This is a genomic window from Bacillus sp. AMCV2 (assembly GCF_056033925.1).
This window is the reverse complement of record NZ_JBVYIB010000002.1, coordinates 1607120-1628808: the sequence shown is the minus strand read 5'-3', so window position 1 is coordinate 1628808 and position 21689 is coordinate 1607120. Positions and strand designations below refer to the sequence as shown.

Sequence of the window (21689 nt, the reverse complement as noted above, 5' to 3'; positions counted from 1 at the left end):
TTTTACAACGCCTCGCTTAAATCTTGTTTTTTCAGTTCAGATTCAAACCATTCCAGCTTATAGTGATAATTTACAACATTTCCAATGACAATTAAACTCGGATTTGTAATGTTTTCTTTTATCACCGTTTCTGAAAGGGTGTCAACTGTACAAAAAACAGATTTTTGCTTGTCCGTTGTTCCCCAATGAATAAAGGCTGCCGGCGTAGAACCGTCCCGGCCGTTTTCAAGGAGTTTTCTTTCAATCTGCTGCACGTTTTTGATACCCATATAGATGACAAGTGTATCAATTCCTGTAGCCAGCGCTTTCCACTTTTCCTCAAAATCTTCTTCTTTTTTATAATGACCCGTTACAAAAGCGACGTTAGAGCCCGCCTCCCGATGAGTAACAGGAATCCCGGCATAAGCGGCTGCCGCGATTCCAGACGTAATGCCGGGGATGATTTCAAACGGAATTCCATTTTCAGAGAGGCATTCCGCTTCTTCCCCTCCTCTGCCGAACACAAAAGGGTCTCCGCCTTTCAGTCTGACAACCATTTTCCCTTTTTGCGCATACTTCACAAGAAATCGATTGATGGTTTCCTGCTTCATCGTATGAAAATCCGGAAGCTTCCCGCAGTAGATCAGGTCTGCTTGCTCTTTGGCATATTGTAAAATCTCTTTATTTACTAATCTGTCATATAAGATGACATCAGCTTTTTCAATAGCTTTCAGCGCTTTAATTGTCAGCAGATCAGGGTCACCGGGACCCGCTCCTACAATATATACTTTCCCCATCGTATTTCCCCCGATCTATTCGAGTTCTTCCAGAGCATTCGCTGTGATGATGTTCTCGCTTGCATTCCGGCACCTGAGAAGAACGCAGCAGATCATATTCAGCTCAATTTTTGTTTAACAAACTCGATCAGCTGATTTTTACACGCTTCACGGTCATGCTGTCCTGAATCAAGAACGAGCTCTGGAGCTTCCGGTTCTTCATAAGGAGAATCAATTCCTGTAAAGAACGGAATCTCGCCGTTTCTTGCTTTTTTGTAAAGCCCTTTCGGATCTCTTTGTTCACAAATATCAAGGTCGCATTTAATGTAGACTTCATTAAATTCGCCCGCTTCCACAAGCTCGCGAACCTGTTGTCTGTCCTCGCGGAAAGGAGAGATAAAAGCAGTAATCACAATGGTTCCCTGCTGAACAAAAAGCTTTGCCACCTCTCCGATTCGGCGGATGTTTTCTTTTCGGTCTTCATCAGAAAAACCAAGATCCTTATTTAAGCCGTGACGGATATTATCCCCGTCAAGCACAATCACTTGATAGCCTTGCTCAAACAATTCTCTCGCAGCGGCGTTGGCAATCGTTGATTTGCCTGAGCCGCTTAACCCTGTCAGCCAGAGAATGGAGCTTTTATGCTTGTTTTTTTGCTGGTACTCTTCTTTTGTGATAGAGGCTTCATGCCATACAATATCGCGATTTGTCACTGCCAGTCCTCCTTAAGATACGCCTACTTCTTCTTTTTTCTTCATCCCTTTGATTAACACTTCTACGACTTCTTTTCGACTGAATTCAGCAGGCGGCAGCACACCGTCTCTCAGCATGCCTCTTACCTTAGTGCCTGATAAAATGACGTGATGCTCTCTGCCATGAGGGCATGTTTTCGCTGTTCCCATATTTCCGCATTTTTTACAGAAGAAGCTGTGCTCGAATTTCAGCGGCGTAATCCCGAGTTCTTCAGGTTTAAATGTGTCAAACAGCTCCTGTGCTTCGTATGTTCCGTAATAGTCACCTACACCTGCATGATCACGGCCGACGATGAAATGTGTGCAGCCGTAGTTCTTTCTGACAAGCGCGTGGAAAATTGCTTCTCTCGGGCCTGCATAACGCATCGCCGCTAAAAAGACACCAAGGAAAACGCGATCTTTCGGGTAATAATGATCAAGAAGCACTTGGTAGCTTTCCATCCGTACATCAGCTGGAATGTCATCAGATTTTGTTTCGCCTACTAACGGATTCAAGAACAAGCCGTCTACTGTTTCAAGAGCCGTTTTTTGAATGTATTCATGCGCTCTGTGAACAGGGTTTCTTGTTTGGAAACCGACAATGGTTTCCCAGCCTTTTTCCGCAAACTGGCGTCTCGTTTCTGACGGTTCAAATGTAAATTCAGGGAACTGTTTTGAAGCTTTTTTAATCAACGTAATCGGTCCGCCGACATATGTATTGCCGCGGCTGAACAGCTTTTTAACACCAGGATGCTCCTGTTCATCTGTTTTGTACACATTGACAGCTTCTTTTTGTTTGTCAGGCACGTACAGGTCTTCGATTTGGATAACGCCGTATGTTTCTCCTTCATACGTTAACTTTACCGTTTCACCAAGTGACAGTTCCGCTGCTTTTTGCGCATCGACCGGAAGCGTGATCGGAAGAGACCAGACAACGCCGGAAGAAAGACGCATGTTTTCGACTACAGATACGTAATCTTTTTCATTAAAGAAACCTTCAATCGGGCTGTATGCACCGATACCGATCAATTCCAAATCCGCGAAAGAAATTAAATCAAGTTCAATTTCTTTTTGAATGCCGCTCACATCATATGATTCATCTACCCTGTTTACTAATGTTCCTCCGTGTGGTGCTAAGCTCATAATATCCATCTCCTCCTAGTTAACTTATAAAATTACTCAGATTAATGATCAGATTCCCCCGCCTTGTTCGTGGACTGAGCGTCTCTCTTTACGAATGGCCTTTGTCAGGCTGACGGCACCGCCCGCCGCTAAAAGCACACTTACCATGATAAAGATCGAATAATAATCTGCTTTTAAAAACAAGGATACAAGCAGATAAGAAATCGATAAAGATAAAAACGGCGATGCGATCCATACCTTCAGCATCGTTTGAACAACTTGTTTATGGAACACGTTCGGACCGTTTTTTGCCATGCCTATTCCGATAATAGACGATGACGTGACTTGCGCCAAGGGCACCGGCATCCCAAATACAGAACTGATGATCACAAGTCCTGCTCCTGTACCGGATAAGAGAATGCCTTCCCCTTTGGAGAATCTCGTAATTTTCTTCCCGTTTGTTTCTAACACACGCCGGCCTAATAACAGTGCGCCAAGAGCAACAAAAGCTCCTCCATACAAGGTTCCTTTTCCGACATCAAGCACACCGGCAGCTACTAACGGGCCAACAGCATTCGCCACGTTATTCATGCCGGCAGAGAATGCTTCGAAAAATCCGGCAACTAACAAAACAATGCCGAGGATTTTTTGTTTTTTAGAAGATTTTACTTCAATCTTAAAATAACGAAACAGCTTAGATACGAAATAGGTGAAGCCAAAAGCGAACAGCGGGACAAGAACCCAAAATGACACAATGATCAGAAGATTGTTCACAAACAATACTTTATAAGCCACTCCCACGCCAACAACCGCGCCGACTGTTACTTCACTTGTCGACAAAGGAATGCCGAGCAGATTAGCAGTAAAGAGCGACAGGGCAGCAGCTCCAATAATGATGCAAACAATCGTCAGTGTAATCGTCTGCTCAGGAATAATGCCGGAGCTGATTGTTTTTACAACCTCGCCTCCGCCAATGACCGCCCCGGCAAAGACACCGACTGCACATAGGATCAAAGCGTAGGTTTTCTTTTTGATGGCTCCGGAGCCGTAAGCAACCCCCATCGAAGCTGCAGCGCCGCTTGCACCAATATTCATCGCGAAAAACAAGCTAAATAAAATAGCGGCTAATTCCATTTTGCAGCTCCTTATTCATGCAGTCCGCATTCTGTTTTCGCCATACCATTCCATCTGCCTGAGCGCAAATCCTCTGCTGTAAAAGCGGGAGCAGTGCAAGGCGCACAGCCAATACTTGGATATCCTTGGTCATGAAGCGGATTGTAGTCCAGTTCATTCCGGGATGTGTATCTCCAAATGTCTTTCCAAGTCCAATGGATAAGCGGGCAAACTTTTACTGACTTGAATTTTTCATCTTTGTTTAAGAAATTCGTATTGGCACGGCTTGGCCCTTGATCACGGCGCAGGCCGGAAAGCCAGGCTGGATGTCCTGAAAGCGCCTCTCTTAAAGGAACGACCTTTCTAAGATAGCAACACTGATTCGGCTCTCTTTCCCACAGCTTGTCACCATGTTCTTCGGCTTGTTCCTCAAGGGTGAGGTCTGGTTTTTTCAGGATGATATTAAGACCCGGATAACGCTCTTTCACTCGTTCAATTGTTTCATAGGTTTCTTTAAAATGAAGTCCTGTATCAAGAAACACAATCTCTGCGTCTTTTTTCACTTTATAAATTAAGTCAATCAGAACGATTCCCTCAATTCCGAAACTGCAGGCATAAACAAGCTGATTGCCGTAATGGCCGTATGCCCATTTTAAAACTGACAGCGCTCCTTTATAAGGATCGTCTTCCGGAAATGTAATCGTTGGTTCTTCCCAATTATCATACGTTAACATTTCTTCTTTCCTCCTTTCGGAGACAAACAAACAGTAGCTTTCTGCCGGTTGTCTTTTCCCATGTAATGTGATTCGCGGCTGCTGATATACAGATAGCCTTTTTACCTCTTAAAATAAAAAACTTTCAATCCGGCGGAAAGAAAGACAGGAACAGCATGCAGCCCTTATCTTTCAAAATGGAATTCATTTTGCTGGAAGTAGCACCTTACAAACTATGCAGGTTGCCGGGCTTCATAGGTCCAGTCCCTCAGCCGCTCTTGATAAGTTTTTAGATTTGTAGTAAATTTTAGCACAATTCTAACATAAGTCAACCCGACTTTTTTTATAGGATTAATAAAAAAACAGGCCTCATAGCCTGTTTTCAAGTACAGCAAGGCTTTGAAGCCTCTTTACATCATTTGAATTTATTTTTTATTTTTTAAACCAATCTTTTGACTCGGGATTTCGTTTCCATGTTTGCAGCTTTTTTAGATCATCTGAATGAATATTTCCGTTTTCAAGCGCGACCTCTGTGAGCGTATCATAATCAGTTAATGAGTAGTATGGCAGTTCTGCCTTTGCGAAGGCTTCCTCCGCTTTTGGAAGTCCGTACGTAAAGATTGAGACGACACCAAGCACTTCACAGCCGGCCGCTTGTAGAGCTGCACAAGCTTCAAGCACGCTGCCTCCTGTGGAAATTAAGTCTTCAATGACGACTGTTTTTTGCCCTTCTTGCACAGCTCCCTCAATCTGATTGCCTTTTCCGTGCGCCTTCGGCTTGCTCCTCACATAACACATCGGAAGATTCAAACGGTCAGCCGCAAGAGCAGCATGAGGAATACCGGCAGTTGCTGTTCCCGCAATCATTTCAGCTTCAGGAAAATGCTCTTTGACAAGCTTGCTGATACCTGAGGCAACTTCGTTTCTGACCTCTGGGAAAGATAGCGTAAGGCGGTTGTCACAGTAGATTGGTGATAAAATGCCGCTTGCCCATGTGAACGGCTCGTTCGGGCGTAAAAATACAGCTTGGATGTCTAATAGATGTTTTGCGATGATTTGTTTCAAGATTTGATTCCCTCCCATTCAAGTCTGACAGCCTTATAGGCTTTTACCGGGTCTTCCGCTTTTGTAATCGAGCGTCCTACTACAATCGCTGATGAACCTTTCTCTCTTGCAATGGCAGGCGTCGCTACGCGGACTTGGTCATTCGCAGCGTCCTCTGCCATTCTGATCCCCGGAGTGACAGTCAGAAATGAAGGCGACACCGCTTGGTAAATGGCTTTTGCTTCATGAACAGAGCAGACCACTCCATCCAGTCCGCTTTCTTCCGCCTGTTTGCTGTAGTGCACAACCGTATCAATCAGAGACTTTTCAATCAGCAGTTCATCTTTCATGATTTGTTCAGATGTGCTTGTCAGCTGGGTTACCGCGATAAGTGACGGACGTTTTTTTCCAGTCGGCGTACCTTCTTCTAAGCCTTCGAGAGCTGCCTGCATCATTTTTTTGCCCCCGGCCGCATGAACATTGACGAGGTCTACTCCAAGACTGGCAAGGCGCTTCATCGCTTTGTTTACAGTAGTCGGGATGTCATGAAGCTTTAGATCTAAAAACAGCTCGCAGTTTCTTTCTTTTAGTTGTTTCACGATCGATGGCCCTTCTTGATAAAAAAGCTCCATTCCAACCTTTACAAATAACGGTTCTTGCTGAAAAGGCGCTAAGAACGCAAGTGTTTCTTCACCTGATGCAAAATCAAGCGCGATGATGGGCAGGTTGTTTTTCATGATTCCAGCTCCTTCCGATGCATTCTTCAATTGATTGATAGCCGTATTGGCGCAAAATAGATGGGAGCTGTTCAATAATCTCTGGACATGCAAAAGGATTCACGAAGTTTGCTGTTCCGACAGCGACTGCGCTTGCTCCCGCGAGAAGAAATTCCAGGGCATCTTCAGCCGTTTGCACGCCTCCCATTCCGATAATCGGGATGTTGACCACCTGGCTGACTTCATACACCATGCGAATGGCAACCGGCTTCACAGCAGGGCCTGAAAGTCCCCCTGTTTTATTCGCTAATATCGGTTTGCCAGTTTTTAAATCGAGTCTCATGCCGATTAGTGTGTTGATCATCGTAAGACCGTCCGCTCCCGCTTCCTCGATCGCTAATGCAATTTCTGTGATATTAGCCACGTTCGGGGAAAGCTTCACATAAACGGGTACATCCGAAACCTCTTTCACCGCTTTTGTCAAATCGGCAGCCATCTCAGGATTCGTGCCAAAAGCGATTCCGCCTGTTTTCACATTCGGGCAGGAAATATTTAATTCAAGAGCATGAACATTAGGCGCTTTGCTGATATGCTCTGCGACTTCAACATAATCCTCGACTTGAGAACCTGCGACATTGGCAATGATCGGCGTATCAAACTGCTCAAGCCACGGCAGCTCATTATGCAACACGCTATCCAGCCCCGGATTTTGGAGACCGATCGCATTGAGCATTCCAGCACCAGTCTCAGCTACCCGCGGCGTCGGATTCCCAAAGCGCGGCTCCTTTGTCGTAGCCTTAATCATGATGGCTCCAAGACAAGACAAATCATAAAAACGTGAAAATTCTTTTCCAAAACCGAAGCAGCCTGATGCAGGAATGATTGGGTTTTTCAAATCAAGTCCCGGCAATTTCACCTCTAGCATTACAGCGCCACCTCCTGAGCTTTAAATACAGGCCCGTCGAGACATACTTTTACATAGGATGTCTCACTTTCGTTTGTATGGCACACACACGCGAAGCATGCGCCGATTCCGCAGCCCATTCGTTCCTCCATGGACAGATATACTTCTTTATGGGCATATTCCTGTTTTAACGCCTTGAGCATCGGTGTCGGCCCGCAGCTGAGGAGGATATCAAACTCTAGATTTTTCCGTTTAATCACATCTGTGACAAATCCGGTTTCCCCGTAGCTTCCGTCAGCTGTTGCCACATACGTGTCTCCGTACTGCCGGCATTCTTCCTCGTAAAAAACATCCTTTGCCGATTGGAATCCTAAAACGTGGATGACATTTACCCCTTTTTCATTCAAGCGTTTCGACAGCTCTTGGAGAGGCGGCACACCTACTCCGCCCCCTACCAGCAAAGCCGTCTTTCCGGGTTGAACTTCATTAACAGGAAAGCCATTTCCCAAAGGCCCGAGGACATCCACAAGTTCTCCCTGCTGCTTCAGTGACAAGAGTCTTGTCCCTTCCCCATCTACCCGATAAATGATGGTGACTTCATTTTTTTCAAAGTTGACGTCTGCGATGCTGATTGGTCTTCTCAAAAGAGGCGTAACCGCTTCGCTCACTTTAAGATGAAGGAACTGTCCAGGGGTTGTAAACCCTTGGACAAGCTCCCCTTTCAGAACCATTTGATACACCCGGTCTGCAATTTGCTGGTTAGAACATACTGTCAAATACGCTTTTTTCATATAGTGACTGCCGCCTCCTGATTTGTGTTGACTGCCGGCATTTGATCAGCACGGAATGTCATGCTTTCCAGCACTCGCAATATCGCCTCTGCCGTATCTAAAGATGTTAGGCAGGCAACACCATTTTCTACTGATTCACGTCTGATTCTAAAACCGTCTCTTGCCGGCTGCTTTCCTTTTGTCAGCGTATTGATGACAAACTGCGCTTCTCCGTTTCTGATGACGTCAAGCAGGTTCGGGCCATCCTGACCGATTTTTCCGACGACCTTCGCTGGAATGGAAGCTTCTTTCAAGTAGCCTGCCGTTCCTTCCGTCGCTAAAATGTTGTAGCCGATCGCGTGGAACCGCTTAGCAATGGCAAGCCCTTCTTCTTTGTCCTTATCAGCTACTGTTAAAAGCACGGAACCGTAGTTCGGGATTTGAATACCTGAAGCAATCAAGGCTTTGTAGAGCGCCTTTTCAAGTGTCGAATCTTTCCCCATGACTTCACCTGTTGATTTCATTTCAGGCCCTAACGTAATGTCCACTCTTCTCAGCTTGGCAAAGGAGAAGACCGGCGCTTTTACAAATACACCTTGCTGTTCAGGCTGAAGTCCCTCTGTATAGCCAAACGCAGCCAGCTTTTGACCAAGAATGATTTTTGTTGCGAGATTCGCCATTGGGATACCCGTAATTTTGCTTAAAAACGGTACGGTTCTGCTTGATCTCGGATTCACTTCTAGCACGTACACCTCGCCTTGCGACAAGACGAATTGAATATTGAGCAAACCGACAATATTTAGCCCTTTAGCCAATGCGATCGTGTATTGTTCAATTTTTTTCTTGATGTCCTCTGTGAGAGACTGAGGCGGATAAACAGCGATTGAGTCTCCGGAGTGAACGCCCGCACGTTCAATGTGCTCCATAATTCCCGGAATGACGACTGTTTCACCGTCGGATACTGCATCGACTTCAATTTCTTTTCCTGTCAAGTATCTGTCAATTAATACAGGGTGCTGTGGATTGATTTTAACTGCGTTTTTCATGTAATGAAGCAGCTCTTCTTCATGATACACAATCTCCATCGCCCGGCCGCCAAGTACATAGGAAGGGCGTACCAATACCGGGTAACCGATATCACTTGCGATGCTTACCGCCTGATCAACTGATGTCGCTGTTTTGCCAAGCGGCTGCGGAACACCAAGTTCTCCAAGCGCTTGTTCAAATTTATCCCGGTCTTCTGCACGGTCTAAATCTTCTAATGAAGTTCCAAGGATTTTCACTCCGCGTGCAGAAAGCTCGTCAGCAAGGTTAATCGCAGTTTGTCCGCCAAATTGTACGACAACGCCCATTGGCTGTTCGAGGTCAATGATGTGCATAACATCTTCAATCGTAAGCGGTTCAAAATACAGCTTGTCTGAGATGCTGAAGTCTGTTGAAACGGTTTCCGGGTTGTTATTGACAATAATGGCTTCATAGCCTGCTTGTTTAATTGCCCATACAGAGTGAACCGTCGCATAGTCGAACTCGACACCCTGACCGATTCGAATCGGACCCGAACCAAGCACCATCACACTTTTCTTATCTGTAACGACAGATTCATTTTCTTCTTCATATGTGCTATAGAAGTATGGCGTTTCTGACTCAAATTCCGCGGCACACGTATCTACCATTTTGAATACCGGCGCAATCCCCGCTTGTTTTCTCAAGCTGTAAAGCTCGGATTCTTTCATTTTCCATTCACGGCTGATGTACTGATCAGAGAAGCCGAGTTCTTTTGCCCGTCTCAGCACATCTGTATCGCCCGCATTCGCCTTCAATTCTTTTTCAAACTGTACGATTCCGAACAGCTTATGCAAGAAGAAAACATCGATAGCGGAAAATTCATGGAGGTCTTCTACCGTGTAGCCTCTTCTGTACGCTTCAGCTAAGTAGAATAAGCGTTCATCACCGGCCTTTTTAATTCGCTTTTCAAGAAGCTCATCTGAAATGTCAGCGGCGTCCTTCAATTCAAGATGATACACATCCGCTTCCAGTGATCGCACTGCCTTCAGCAATGACTCTTCAAGCGTGCGGCCGATTGCCATGACCTCACCTGTCGCTTTCATTTGCGTGCCAAGCTTTCTGTTTGCTGATTCAAACTTATCAAACGGCCAGCGCGGAATTTTGGATACGACATAGTCAAGAGCAGGTTCAAATGCTGCGTATGTTTTTCCTGTCACCGGGTTCATCATTTCATCTAATGAAAGGCCGACTGCAATTTTAGCAGCGAGCTTTGCAATCGGATATCCCGTCGCTTTTGATGCAAGGGCAGATGAACGGCTGACACGCGGGTTTACTTCAATAATGTAGTATTGGAAGCTGTCTGGATCTAAAGCGAGCTGTACGTTACATCCGCCTTCGATTCCAAGCGCGCGAATCAGTTTTAACGATACATTCCGCAAGAGCTGATATTCGCGATCGCTGAGCGTTTGGCTCGGCGCGACAACAATACTGTCTCCAGTATGGATTCCAACCGGATCAATGTTTTCCATGTTACAAACGACAATGGCGTGATCCTGGCTGTCTCTCATGACTTCATACTCGATTTCTTTATAGCCGGCGATGCTTTTTTCAAGCAGACATTGGTGTACCGGGCTTAATTTCAAGCCGTTCTCAACGATTTCTTTTAACTCTGTCTCATTCGAGCAGATGCCTCCGCCTGTTCCGCCTAATGTATATGCCGGGCGGACAATGACAGGGAATCCAATTTGACTGACGAATTTTTCCGCTTCTTCAAGGGAGTGGATAATCTCACTTTCAGGCACCGGTTCATTCAGTTCATTCATTAATGTTCTGAACAAGTCACGGTCTTCAGCTTGCTGAATTGCAGACAGTTTTGTGCCAAGCACTTCGACGCCGCATTCTGCCAGAACACCTCTTTCAGAAAGCTCAACCGCAAGATTCAAACCGGTTTGGCCTCCGAGTGTAGGAAGAATGGCATCTGGGCGCTCTTTTCTGATGATTCTTGTCAGGAATTCAGGTGTGAGCGGTTCGATATAAACCCGGTCAGCCATTTCTGTATCTGTCATGATCGTGGCAGGGTTTGAGTTGACAAGGATGACTTCATAACCTTCTTCTTTCAAAGCAAGACAGGCTTGTGTTCCCGCATAGTCAAATTCTGCTGCTTGGCCGATGATGATCGGTCCAGATCCGATTACTAAAATTTTGTTAATGTCTACGCGTTTTGGCATACCGCTTCCCCTTCTTTCTCTGTTGTTTCGATCATTTCGATGAATCTGTCAAATAGGTGGTTGGCATCCTCAGGACCAGGTGAGGCTTCGGGATGATATTGAACCGTAAATGCCGGCAATGTTTTATGCTTCAGCCCTTCAATCGTATCGTCGTTAATTGCGATATGCGTCACTTCCAGTTCTGTTTTACTGATAGACGAAACTGTATATCCATGGTTTTGAGATGTTAAGGCAACTTTTCCTGTAGCCAGCTCTTTTACCGGGTGGTTTGAGCCCCTGTGGCCGAATTTCATTTTTTCGGTATTCGCCCCGCACGCCAGCGCGAATAATTGGTGGCCAAGACATATTCCGAATAATGGCACTTTTCCAAGAACACCTTTAATCATTTCAATCGCTTCAGGCACATCCTTTGGGTCTCCAGGTCCGTTAGAAAGCATGATACCGTCCGGTTTCAGCTGAAGCACCTCTTCCGCTGTAATGTTGTAAGGCACAACGATGACGTCACATTTCCGTTTGTTCAGCTCTCTTAGAATCCCGTGTTTCATGCCGAAGTCAACCAAGACGATGCGTTTGCCTCTTCCCGGGCTCGGATATGCTGTTTTTGCTGATACTTGGGATACTTGATTTCTTGGTAATTCCGTTTCGTTCAGTCTTTTCAGCACTGCTTCGATATCTTCATCAGATGAAGCGAATGTTCCTTTTAGCGCGCCTGCCGAGCGGATCATTCTTGTCAGCTTCCTTGTATCAATCCCCTGGAGTCCGGGAATATTTTTCATTTTTAAATACTCGTCTAAGGTGTATGCTGAACGCCAGTTGGAAGGCAGCTCACATAATTCTTTGATGATCAGCCCTTTGACAAAAGGGGTAATGGATTCAAAATCATCACGGTTAATGCCGTAATTTCCGATAAGCGGGTATGTTAATGTTACGATCTGTCCGCAGTAAGAAGGATCAGATAAAATTTCCTGATAGCCTGTCATCCCAGTATTAAAAACGACTTCTCCCATGTTGTGTTCTAAGCTTCCGAAGGCTTCTCCCTCGAATACCGCTCCGTTTTCCAGTACTAATCGTCTCTTCATTTGACAAGTCTCCCCTCTTCATAAGCAAGCTTCCCTGCCGCAATTGTAGCGACCGGCCAGCCGGTGCAGCTGATGCCGTTGAATGGTGTATTTTTTCCTTTTGATAAAAATGTCTCTTTGTCTATAACTGCTTCTTTTTCTAAATCGATTAACGTAATGTCCGCAGCTTGCCCCGTTTGTAATGTTCCATATGGGAGACCGAACGCTTCGCATGGCTTGATTGTCATGTAGTCAATCAGCTGCTTCAGCGACCAGCTGCCATTTTTGACAAAGTGTGTGTAAAGAAGCGGGAATGCTGTTTCTAAGCCGACAATTCCGAATGGCGCCAGTTTCATTTCTGTGTTTTTCTCTTCTTCCGTATGCGGTGCATGGTCTGTTGCGATAAAATCAATTGTTCCGTCTAAAAGACCTTCAATTAAAGCAGCTCTGTCTTCTGCGCTGCGGAGCGGAGGATTCATTTTATAGTTTGTGTCCAGCCCCGGGATGTCCTCATCACAAAGCAGCAAATGATGCGGCGACACTTCTGCTGTCACTCTGATTCCCGCTTTTTTCGCATCGCGTACAACTCTGACAGATTCTTTCGTGCTGATATGGCATACATGATAATGGCAGTTTGCCGCCTCAGCCAGCAGCACATCGCGGGCAATATGAACCGATTCACACACAGAAGGAATGCCGTTTAGCCCGTTCGCTTTGGAGAATGTCCCCTCATGTACGCTTCCTCCGTAAATTAAGGAGTTGTCCTCGCAATGTGCAACAATTGCTTTGTCAATTGCGGCTGCCCGTTTCATCGCTTCATACATCATTCCTGCTGTCTGTATACCAACGCCGTCATCTGTAAAAGCAAATGCCCCGGCTTCTTTTAATGCTTCAAAGTTTGTCATTTCATCGCCGATTTGTCTGATCGTAATGGATGCATATGGAAGAACTCTGACGCATGATGTTTCTTTAATTCTGTTTTGCACCCATTCCATCTGCTCCTTTGTATCAGGAACCGGCCGCGTATTCGGCATTGCTGCTACTGTAGTATAGCCACCGCGTGCCGCCGCTTTGGCCCCGGTTTCAATAGTTTCTTTTTTCTCTCCGCCAGGCTCTCTGAAATGCACGTGGAGATCAACAAACCCAGGTGAAACGAGCAAACCTTTTGCATCAATTACCGTTTCATTATCCGTTGCATCAAGCTTGCCGATTGCGGTGATGGTTTCTCCAGTCACTCGGATATCCGCTTGTGTTTTTTCACCATTTTCGTTTAGTATCCAGCCGTTTTTAATGAGATATGACATACGCTGCTTCTCCTCTTTTCACATTGGTTTGTAAGGCACGCTGTATCACTGCCATTCTGATAAATACGCCATTTTGCATTTGCTTGAAGATTCTTGATTTTTTGCTTTCTACTAAGCTGTCATCAATCTCCACTCCTCTGTTTACCGGAGCAGGATGCATGATGATCGCATGCCGCTTCATACGCTCAGCCCGTTCTACAGTCAAGCCGTATTTGTTTAAATAGCCTTCCTGGCTGACAGCTGACTGATGTCGTTCATTTTGAATGCGCAGCAGCATGACAACATCGGAAGACTCAACTGCTTCATCCATTGAGACATACGTGCCGAATGTATTTTCTTCATCCTGCCATTCCGAAGGGCCGGAAAATAGGACCCGGGCACCCAATCTTGTCAACACTTCCGCATTTGACCTTGCCACTCTGCTATGCTTGATGTCGCCGTGAATGGAGACGGTAAGCCCTTTGAACGTATTGAACTCTTCATAAATCGTCATTAAATCAAGCAGTGATTGTGTTGGATGCTGGCCGCACCCGTCTCCCGCATTCAGAATCGGAATGTTCACCTGGCTGACAAGCTCTTCATAATACTCATCCTCACTGTGCCTGATGACGCAGACGTCCACACCGATTGATTCGAGCGTCCGGATCGTGTCATATAAGGTTTCGCCTTTTTGCACGCTTGTGCTTGTTCCATCAAGGTTGAGCACATTCATGCCCAGCTTTTTTTCTGCGACCTCAAAGCTGAACCGCGTTCTCGTGCTCGGTTCGAAAAACAGGTTTGCTGCAAACTTTCCTGTAAGCTGATTGTCTGTTTTTCCGCTTTTAAGGTCTTGTGCTGTTTGAAGCAAATCTTTGATTTCCTCAGTGCTGAGTTCACTCATCGTCGTTAAATGCTTCATGTTCTTTCCCCTCTCTTTTCAACTTAAGGCTGAAAAAAACCCCGGTCTAAGGTAGACTCGGGGTATGGTTAAATAGAGGGCAGCATTGAAGCTTCCTTCTCTTCATAACCCTTCCAAGCCTCTCTGGACTTTCATTAAAAGGTTTTAGATATGATGTTGTTCAGATGTGTCTGCCTGCTCTTCCTTCGCCTGCGGAAGAATCAGGTTTAAGATGACACCGACAATTGCGGCAAGCGCCATTCCTGACACTTGGAATCCGCCTTGAGACACTTGGATAAAAGCGCCTCCTACACCGATGACAAGGATAACTGATGTAATAATGAGGTTTCTGTTGTTTTCATAATCAATTTTGTTGTCAATCAGCATTCGCAGGCCGCTTGAAGCAATGATTCCGAACAGCAGGAAGGAGACGCCTCCCATGACCGCTGACGGCACTGAACTGATCAGCGCTGAAATTTTGCCGATAAAGCCGAAGCAACAAGCAATCATTGCCGCTCCTCCGATGACAAAGACGCTGAATACTCTTGTGATGGCCAGCACGCCAATGTTTTCTCCGTAAGTCGTTGTCGGCGGACCGCCGATCAGGGAAGCGAGGATTGTCGCCACACTGTCACCCATAATAGAGCGATGAAGACCTGGCTTTTTAATGAAATCTTGTCCGACAACCTTGCTCAGCACCATTTGGTGGCCGATATGCTCTGACATTGTGACAAATGCGACAGGAACCATTGCGGCTGCGATGCCGAGTGTAACTGACGGTGAATAATCTTTGAACGGAATAATAAATTCAGGCACTGCGAACCATTTCGCGTCAAGCACCGGCTGGAAGTTAACAATCCCTTGAGTAAGGGCGAACAGGTATCCGCCGATGATTCCGATCAGAACCGGAATCAGGCTTAAAAATCCTCGTAAGAAAATCGCACAAATGATCGTGATTGCCAGCGTAACTCCTGCGACACTAAAGTGCTTTAAGCTGTAGACCAACTCACTCGCGTTCGGATCAGCATACATCGCCATGTTTACCGCAGTGCTTGCCAGTCCCAGCCCGATGACGATAATAACAGGCCCTACGACTACTGGCGGGAGAATCTTCATCAGCCATCCTGTTCCAAGCTGCCTAATCAATAAGGCAATCAGCCCGTACACCAGCCCTGCAAGAAACGCTCCAACCATTGCCGCTCCCGGCCCGCCGGTCGCTTTTACCAGAATGATCGGAGAAATAAAGGCGAAGGACGAACCGAGATACGCCGGAATTTGCCCTTTCGTAATAAGAAGGTACGCCAGTGTTCCGATGCCGCTTGTCACCAACGCCACAGCAGGACTCATTCCGACGAGCTTCGGAACCAAAATGGTTGAGCCAAACATGGCAAACAAATGCTGAAGGCTGAATGAAACCCAAGAGAAAGGTGTCGGGACATCCCTGACCCCTAAATTTACTTTTTTCTTACTCATGATGATTTCCCCCTGATTGTTGACTTTCATTTTAGGATGACTCAATGACTGTATAAAAAAACCTCTTTGCTTTTTTACGCAAAGAGGCATACAAAGACCTGCCGAATCCTTTTTGGGCCTTTGTTGTGCACCTCTTTGCAACCTCACTGGATTGCCCTTAAAAAGGTGATCTATTATTCGTTTTCATAAATGGCGACGAGATCGTTTTGGTCTACCTCATCAAGCTGAACCATAACCTTTTCAGACTTTGATGTCGGGATGTTTTTCCCGATATAATCCGCTCGGATCGGCAGCTCCCGGTGTCCTCTGTCCACAAGCACTGCAAGCTGAATGGATGAAGGTCTGCCTACATCAACAAGCGCATCCATTCCTGCTCTGACTGTTCTTCCGGTATACAGAACATCATCAACGAGAATGACTTTTTGATCTGTAATATCTACCGGAATATCTGCACCTTTTACAAGCGGTTCATCGTTGCTCGTTTTTTTAGAAAGATCGTCTCTGTAAAGAGTAATATCAATTTCACCGACTGTAACAGGATTTCCCTCAATCTGTTCAATGCGTTCCGCAAGGCGTTTTGCCAGGTAAATCCCTCTGGTCTTAATGCCGACAAGAATACAGTTATTCATTCCTTTATTGCGTTCGATCATTTCGTGAGCAATCCTGGTCAGCGCCCGTCTGATTGCCTGTTCGTCGAGAATGACAGCTTTTTGATTCAATGTGTGACACCTCACAGTTCATATAGAAGAAAAAACCCCTCCTGCCAGAGCATAGAGGGGTTTTAGGACAAGGTGCGCGCATATACACGCATCCCGTCTATCCGTTATCCTTCTCAGCCTCTCTGGACTGTTTTAAAGAATCTATTCAGCTTCGTTTATTATTTCAGAAAAGAAACCATCTGTCAACCGTTTTTTCTGAGGTTTTCGATTAATTCTGCCATATCCTCAGGAAGCGGCGCTTCAAATTCGACATATTCTCCTGTTCGCGGATGGTCAAAACCTAAAACTCCCGCGTGAAGCGCTTGGCCATTAAAGTCGATTGTTTTTCTTGGGCCGTATTTCGGATCGCCTGCTAATGGGAATCCGATATATTTCATATGAACACGAATTTGATGGGTTCTCCCTGTTTCAAGCTGGCATTCCACTAACGTAAAATCCTGAAAACGCTCTAGCACATGAAAATGAGTGACAGCGCTTTTGCCATCACGTGTCACAGTCATGCTTTGACGGTCTATCTTATCTCGTCCGATCGGCGCGTCAATTGTGCCATCATCGTGAGAAATAAGCCCGTGGACAACTGCCGTATATTTCCGCGTGACCGTTTTGTTGACCAATTGGTTTACAAGTGACTCGTGCGCCATATCATTTTTCGCCACCATTAATAAACCGGACGTGTCCTTATCAATTCTGTGAACAATACCCGGACGCATCACGCCATTTATTCCGGAAAGGTCTGTGCAATGAGCCATAAGGCCGTTTACAAGTGTGCCCGTAAGATGCCCGGGTGCTGGGTGAACAACCATTCCACGAGGTTTGTTGACGACCAGCACATCCTGGTCCTCATAATAAATATCCAGATCCATAGGTTCTGCCAAGACGTCGAGCGCTTCCGGTTCGGGTACAGTGACGGTCACCTGATCACCCGGCTGAATTTTATAATTCGCTTTCACCGCGCTTCCATTCACGACAACCTGTCCGTCTTTTACCCATTGCTGAACCTGGGTTCTTGACCAATCATTCTCAGTCGATGCCAAAAATTTATCAATCCGCTCACTTTTTTGTTCTTCTGAAGCGGTTATATCAATTTGATTCATGCTATTGCTCCTTTTTCTTTTTCCCGCTGTCCAACAGCATTTGTATAAATAAAAGCATTACGCCGACACATAGTGAAGAGTCCGCGATGTTAAATATCGGGTAATTGTAATTGACAATAATAACATGGATAAAATCCACAACTTCCTGTCTGACAGCCCGATCGATAAAGTTGCCGATGGCACCGCCAAGCATAAGTCCGAGGGCAACGCCAAGAAGCCTTTGTCCTTTTGTATAACGCTGTATGTAATAAACAATACCAATAATAACAGCGGTTGTTATGAGGTAGAAAAACCACATTTGACCCGCTAATATCCCCCATGCAGCACCCGTATTGCGATGGGAGGTGATATAGAATACCTGATCAATGATCGGAATGCTTTGGCCAAGTTCCATGTTCTTAACAACTAGCCATTTTGTCAATTGATCGGCTGCAATAATAAGTAGTGCAATCATATAATACAGCACAAACGTTCCTCCAGTTTACGGTTACTTTAATCCATTATGCATTTTATCAATAAAAAGCACTGGAGTAAAGAAATATCAGGCATATTAACCGGCCAGACACTGTTATTCATACAGTGCCTGACCATATTCGATATCCGTTGATTTCCATATCGGAAGCGTTTTTTTCTCAAATTGGACAGAATAAAGAAAATCGTTTGCTGTTCGGGCCGTCGGCAGCACCGCCAGCTTTGAAAGAGGAATGGGGGCCCCTGTTTCTTCACAGTATCCGAATGTGCCGTTTTCGATTTTTGACAATGCAAGGAGAACGTCTTGAAGCTCTTCTTTAATATGATAGATCAGAGTTGCTTTTTGTTTATGATTGATTGCTGCTTGCGGGCTTGTAGAAACCTGAAAGCAAGAATACTCAAATAATCTCGACTGTAATTCTTCTTTCATCAGAAGAAGTTCCGTATAAATTGCGGTCAGTTGATCATTCATTCTTCACAACTCCTGCTCTTAACGTAGTACCTTTATTGTTGCCTATGAATGATGATCTAAAGCCCATAAGATTTTTCCTGCCGTTCTAAAGGATGTCACTCTTGGCACAAAAAAAGCCCGGCTTTTACGCCAGGCTCTTTTGCATTATTTTTGATAGTATTTTTCAACGATTTCAGCGTTGCGTAATGAAAGTGTAGGATATTTCGGATTTGCCCCTACATCTTTTGAAATCACACGAGATCTCTCACACATTTCGCCTTCCGCTTTCTCGACAGCGATTTTACCTGTCGCAAAGCTTTGCGCATCGTTCGGCGCTTCATTTTCTTCGCTGATTGTCAGTTCAGACACAATAAACAGCTGAGAAAGGTTTTCTTTTATGGAAGCCAAGAGCTCCTTGTTTTCTTTGTTTGGATACAATTTCAGTTTTGCTTCCAAAGATTTACCGATAATTTTTTCATTTCGCGCAGTTTCTAATGCTTTTAACACGTCATCACGAAGAGCCATAAAGCGGTCAAATTTTTCTTCAGTCGCTTCACTGTTTGGAACCGCGATTGTTTCTGGCATATCGGTCAGCTGAACGCTCTGCTCTTCAACAAATGTTAAATGAGACCACAATTCGTCTGCCGTATGTGGAAGGATAGGCGCTGAAAGCTTCACTAATGCAAGAAGCGTTTCGTAGAATACTGTCTGCATGCTGCGTCTATCCGGATGATCCGCATGCTCGATGTAGACAATATCTTTTGCAAAATCAAGGTAGAATGAGCTCAATTCGATTGTGCAGAAATTATGAATGCTATGATACACAACCGCAAATTCGTACTCATCATACGCTTTTTTCACTTTATCAATCAGCTTGTTCAGCTTAATCAGCATATACTGATCGACTTCACGAAGATCTTCGACAGCCACCGCATTTGTTTTTGGATCAAAATCGAAAAGGTTGCCGTGTAGGAAACGGAACGTGTTGCGGATTTTACGATATACTTCCGCAACCTGCTTTAGAATGGCGTCAGACACGCGAACGTCCGCCTGATAATCCACTGAAGATACCCATAATCTTAAGATGTCGGCACCAAGCTGTTTCATGACTTTAGCCGGAACAACAACGTTACCGATTGATTTACTCATCTTGCGTCCTTCTCCATCCAGTGCGAACCCATGGCTGAGCACACCTTTATACGGCGCTTTCCCTGTTACGGCTACTGCTGTAGAAAGAGAAGAGTTAAACCAGCCGCGATATTGGTCAGATCCCTCTAGGTATAAATCAGCCGGGCGAACGAGGTCTTCACGTTCTTCAAGCACTGCTTGATGTGAAGAGCCTGAATCAAACCAAACATCCATGATATCCTGTTCTTTTGTAAATGTGCCGTTCGGGCTGCCAGGATGCGTAAAGCCTTCCGGAAGAAGATCCTTTGCTTCTTTTTCAAACCAAATGTTTGATCCGTGCTGTCTGAACAATTCAGAAACATGTTCAATGGTTTCATCTGTAATAATCGGTTCTCCGTTTTCAGCGTAAAATACCGGAATCGGCACACCCCACGCACGCTGTCTGGAAATACACCAGTCTCCGCGGTCCCGAACCATGTTGTGCAAACGCTGCTCGCCCCATTCAGGAACCCATTTGGTTTCTTTAATGGCATCCAGCAGGTCTGATCTGAAATCTTTAATAGACGCAAACCATTGCGCTGTCGCTCTGAAAATGGTTGGTTTTTTTGTTCTCCAATCATGCGGATAAGAGTGAGTAATGAATTCAAGCTTCACAAGTGCGCCTTTTTCTTCAAGCTGCTGTGTGATCGCTTTGTTTGCATCATCATAGAACATGCCTTCAAAGCCAGGAGCTTCGCTTGTCATTACACCTTTTTCATCGACCGGGCAAAGCACATCTAAACCGTATTTTTGGCCGATGATAAAGTCATCTTCCCCATGTCCTGGCGCTGTATGAACACAGCCTGTTCCGGCATCAGTTGTTACGTGTTCACCAAGCATAACGAGAGAGTCTCTGCCATATAGCGGGTGTTCAGCGATAATGTTCTCAAGGTCTTTCCCTTTGACCGTTCTTGTCACTTCATACTGATCAAATCCGCATGCCGATGCAACATTTTCGACTAATGCACTTGCTACGACAAAGCGGTCTTCACCTACTGCAATCACGCTGTACTCAAGATCAGGGTGCACTGAGATTCCGAGGTTCGCCGGAATTGTCCAAGGCGTTGTTGTCCAAATGATGATGCGCTCGCCGTTTTCAAGAACGCCTTTTCCGTCTTTTACACCAAAAGCGACGTAAATAGATGCTGAACGTTTATCTTGATATTCGATCTCGGCTTCAGCCAGAGCAGACTCACTTGAAGGTGACCAGTTAACCGGTTTAAGCCCTTTGTAAATGTAGCCTCGTTTTGCCATTTCACCAAATACGCGGATTTGCTGCGCTTCGTATTCCGGTTTTAATGTCACATATGGGTTTTCCCAGTCACCGCGGACACCAAGACGTTTGAATTGCTCACGCTGTCCCTCGATTTGCTTCCAAGCGTACTCTTCGCATAGTTTGCGGAATTCCGCTACTGACATTTCTTTGCGGTTGACCTTTTTGTTTTTTGTCAGAGCTGTTTCAATTGGCAATCCGTGTGTATCCCAGCCCGGCACATACGGTGCGTTGTAGCCGCTCATTGATTTATAGCGGACAATGAAGTCTTTCAAAATCTTGTTAAGTGCATGGCCCATATGGATGTCGCCGTTTGCATACGGAGGTCCGTCATGTAAAACAAATTTCGGGCGGTCTTTCGTCCGTTCCTGAACAAGACGGTAGATATCTTCTTCCTCCCATTTTTTTTGAATGTCAGGCTCACGGTTTGGCAAATTTCCACGCATCGGGAAATCTGTTTTCGGCATTAAGAGCGTGTCTTTAAAATCCATTTTCATTCCTCCACTGCATTTTTTCAGAAAATAAAAAAAGCCCTCTCATCCCATAAGGGACGAGAAAGCTTATCTCGCGGTACCACCCTTTTAGAAAAAGCAAGCATACACTTTTTCCTCTTGAGCATCGTAACGTGATGAACGTCCTAACCTACTGTGAGTTCAGCAAGGAAACTAAAGGGCTGATCTACATGATTCCGGCCATCCCGG

Annotated in this window: 19 protein-coding genes, 1 riboswitch and 1 other annotated feature (1 of these 21 cut by a window edge); all 19 genes read right to left on the bottom strand. The window is 45.4% G+C overall.

What is annotated here, in order from left to right; all coding sequences use genetic code 11:
* Positions 1–2: 2 nt before the first annotated feature.
* Positions 3–776, bottom strand: a complete 774-nt coding sequence (gene cobA / locus AC0OMA_RS08605) for a uroporphyrinogen-III C-methyltransferase (RefSeq protein WP_029946173.1) — start codon at positions 774–776, stop codon at positions 3–5.
* Between the two features lie 98 nt (positions 777–874).
* Positions 875–1468, bottom strand: a complete 594-nt coding sequence (gene cysC, locus AC0OMA_RS08600; RefSeq protein ID WP_015252120.1) for an adenylyl-sulfate kinase — start codon at positions 1466–1468, stop codon at positions 875–877.
* Positions 1469–1480: 12 nt separating this feature from the next.
* Positions 1481–2629: a sulfate adenylyltransferase gene (sat, locus tag AC0OMA_RS08595; protein WP_003245745.1), complete on the bottom strand. Its 1149-nt coding sequence runs from the start codon at positions 2627–2629 to the stop codon at positions 1481–1483.
* A gap of 48 nt (positions 2630–2677) precedes the next feature.
* Complete coding sequence (cysP, locus tag AC0OMA_RS08590; protein ID WP_181219133.1) at positions 2678–3742, bottom strand: sulfate permease; 1065 nt, start codon at positions 3740–3742, stop codon at positions 2678–2680.
* A gap of 11 nt (positions 3743–3753) precedes the next feature.
* Positions 3754–4455, bottom strand: a complete 702-nt coding sequence (locus tag AC0OMA_RS08585; protein ID WP_003221498.1) for a phosphoadenylyl-sulfate reductase — start codon at positions 4453–4455, stop codon at positions 3754–3756.
* Positions 4456–4616: 161 nt separating this feature from the next.
* A riboswitch (SAM riboswitch) is annotated at positions 4617–4722 on the bottom strand.
* Between the two features lie 144 nt (positions 4723–4866).
* Complete coding sequence (gene pyrE / locus AC0OMA_RS08580; protein ID WP_322839610.1) at positions 4867–5499, bottom strand: orotate phosphoribosyltransferase; 633 nt, start codon at positions 5497–5499, stop codon at positions 4867–4869.
* Positions 5496–6215, bottom strand: coding sequence for an orotidine-5'-phosphate decarboxylase (gene pyrF, locus AC0OMA_RS08575; protein WP_322839609.1), 720 nt, complete (start codon positions 6213–6215; stop codon positions 5496–5498). The genes pyrE and pyrF overlap by 4 nt, the downstream gene beginning before the upstream one ends.
* Positions 6184–7119, bottom strand: a complete 936-nt coding sequence (locus tag AC0OMA_RS08570; protein ID WP_063335330.1) for a dihydroorotate dehydrogenase — start codon at positions 7117–7119, stop codon at positions 6184–6186. Before AC0OMA_RS08570 ends, pyrF begins: the two co-directional genes overlap by 32 nt.
* Entirely contained in the window at positions 7119–7889 is a 771-nt protein-coding gene (pyrK, locus tag AC0OMA_RS08565; RefSeq protein WP_017694839.1) for a dihydroorotate oxidase B electron transfer subunit, read from the bottom strand. The genes AC0OMA_RS08570 and pyrK overlap by 1 nt, the downstream gene beginning before the upstream one ends.
* Positions 7886–11101: a carbamoyl-phosphate synthase (glutamine-hydrolyzing) large subunit gene (gene carB / locus AC0OMA_RS08560; protein ID WP_015252124.1), complete on the bottom strand. Its 3216-nt coding sequence runs from the start codon at positions 11099–11101 to the stop codon at positions 7886–7888. Before carB ends, pyrK begins: the two co-directional genes overlap by 4 nt.
* Entirely contained in the window at positions 11086–12180 is a 1095-nt protein-coding gene (locus AC0OMA_RS08555; RefSeq protein ID WP_181219123.1) for a carbamoyl phosphate synthase small subunit, read from the bottom strand. The genes carB and AC0OMA_RS08555 overlap by 16 nt, the downstream gene beginning before the upstream one ends.
* Positions 12177–13463: a dihydroorotase gene (locus AC0OMA_RS08550; RefSeq protein ID WP_014476759.1), complete on the bottom strand. Its 1287-nt coding sequence runs from the start codon at positions 13461–13463 to the stop codon at positions 12177–12179. The genes AC0OMA_RS08555 and AC0OMA_RS08550 overlap by 4 nt, the downstream gene beginning before the upstream one ends.
* Positions 13447–14361, bottom strand: coding sequence for an aspartate carbamoyltransferase catalytic subunit (locus AC0OMA_RS08545; protein ID WP_181219116.1), 915 nt, complete (start codon positions 14359–14361; stop codon positions 13447–13449). Before AC0OMA_RS08545 ends, AC0OMA_RS08550 begins: the two co-directional genes overlap by 17 nt.
* A 144-nt stretch (positions 14362–14505) precedes the next feature.
* The gene (gene pyrP, locus AC0OMA_RS08540; protein ID WP_181219114.1) at positions 14506–15813 is read right to left on the bottom strand and encodes a uracil permease PyrP; all 1308 of its coding nucleotides are present in this window, start codon (positions 15811–15813) and stop codon (positions 14506–14508) included.
* A 173-nt stretch (positions 15814–15986) separates the two neighbouring features.
* Positions 15987–16532 carry a bifunctional pyrimidine operon transcriptional regulator/uracil phosphoribosyltransferase gene (gene pyrR / locus AC0OMA_RS08535; RefSeq protein ID WP_003232127.1) on the bottom strand — a complete coding sequence of 182 codons (546 nt, stop codon included), beginning with the start codon at positions 16530–16532 and terminating at the stop codon, positions 15987–15989.
* A 182-nt stretch (positions 16533–16714) separates the two neighbouring features.
* On the bottom strand, positions 16715–17626 hold the full coding sequence (locus tag AC0OMA_RS08530) for an RluA family pseudouridine synthase (protein ID WP_474222037.1): 912 nt from the start codon (positions 17624–17626) through the stop codon (positions 16715–16717).
* A 1-nt stretch (position 17627) separates the two neighbouring features.
* The gene (gene lspA, locus AC0OMA_RS08525; RefSeq protein WP_003245047.1) at positions 17628–18092 is read right to left on the bottom strand and encodes a signal peptidase II; all 465 of its coding nucleotides are present in this window, start codon (positions 18090–18092) and stop codon (positions 17628–17630) included.
* A gap of 102 nt (positions 18093–18194) precedes the next feature.
* Positions 18195–18569: a sporulation-related RNA polymerase-binding protein YlyA gene (gene ylyA / locus AC0OMA_RS08520; RefSeq protein WP_014476755.1), complete on the bottom strand. Its 375-nt coding sequence runs from the start codon at positions 18567–18569 to the stop codon at positions 18195–18197.
* Between the two features lie 144 nt (positions 18570–18713).
* Positions 18714–21479 (bottom strand): isoleucine--tRNA ligase, encoded by a 2766-nt coding sequence (gene ileS / locus AC0OMA_RS08515; protein ID WP_474222036.1) that lies wholly within the window; start codon positions 21477–21479, stop codon positions 18714–18716.
* Positions 21480–21531: 52 nt separating this feature from the next.
* Positions 21532–21689 (bottom strand) — a binding site (T-box leader); it runs 69 nt beyond the window's last position.

Bases quoted from the DNA above. Each gene is read 5' to 3' on its own strand.
- AC0OMA_RS08555 (WP_181219123.1), bottom strand. From the start codon at position 12,180: ATGAAGAGACGATTAGTACTGGAAAACGGAGCGGTATTCGAGGGAGAA.
- cobA (WP_029946173.1), bottom strand. From the start codon at position 776: ATGGGGAAAGTATATATTGTAGGAGCGGGTCCCGGTGACCCTGATCTG.
- ylyA (WP_014476755.1), bottom strand. From the start codon at position 18,569: ATGAATGATCAACTGACCGCAATTTATACGGAACTTCTTCTGATGAAA.
- pyrP (WP_181219114.1), bottom strand. From the start codon at position 15,813: ATGAGTAAGAAAAAAGTAAATTTAGGGGTCAGGGATGTCCCGACACCT.
- AC0OMA_RS08585 (WP_003221498.1), bottom strand. From the start codon at position 4,455: ATGTTAACGTATGATAATTGGGAAGAACCAACGATTACATTTCCGGAA.
- carB (WP_015252124.1), bottom strand. From the start codon at position 11,101: ATGCCAAAACGCGTAGACATTAACAAAATTTTAGTAATCGGATCTGGA.
- ileS (WP_474222036.1), bottom strand. From the start codon at position 21,479: ATGGATTTTAAAGACACGCTCTTAATGCCGAAAACAGATTTCCCGATG.
- pyrF (WP_322839609.1), bottom strand. From the start codon at position 6,215: ATGAAAAACAACCTGCCCATCATCGCGCTTGATTTTGCATCAGGTGAA.
- pyrK (WP_017694839.1), bottom strand. From the start codon at position 7,889: ATGAAAAAAGCGTATTTGACAGTATGTTCTAACCAGCAAATTGCAGAC.
- AC0OMA_RS08545 (WP_181219116.1), bottom strand. From the start codon at position 14,361: ATGAAGCATTTAACGACGATGAGTGAACTCAGCACTGAGGAAATCAAA.
- sat (WP_003245745.1), bottom strand. From the start codon at position 2,629: ATGAGCTTAGCACCACACGGAGGAACATTAGTAAACAGGGTAGATGAA.
- AC0OMA_RS08530 (WP_474222037.1), bottom strand. From the start codon at position 17,626: ATGAATCAAATTGATATAACCGCTTCAGAAGAACAAAAAAGTGAGCGG.
- AC0OMA_RS08570 (WP_063335330.1), bottom strand. From the start codon at position 7,119: ATGCTAGAGGTGAAATTGCCGGGACTTGATTTGAAAAACCCAATCATT.
- cysP (WP_181219133.1), bottom strand. From the start codon at position 3,742: ATGGAATTAGCCGCTATTTTATTTAGCTTGTTTTTCGCGATGAATATT.
- AC0OMA_RS08550 (WP_014476759.1), bottom strand. From the start codon at position 13,463: ATGTCATATCTCATTAAAAACGGCTGGATACTAAACGAAAATGGTGAA.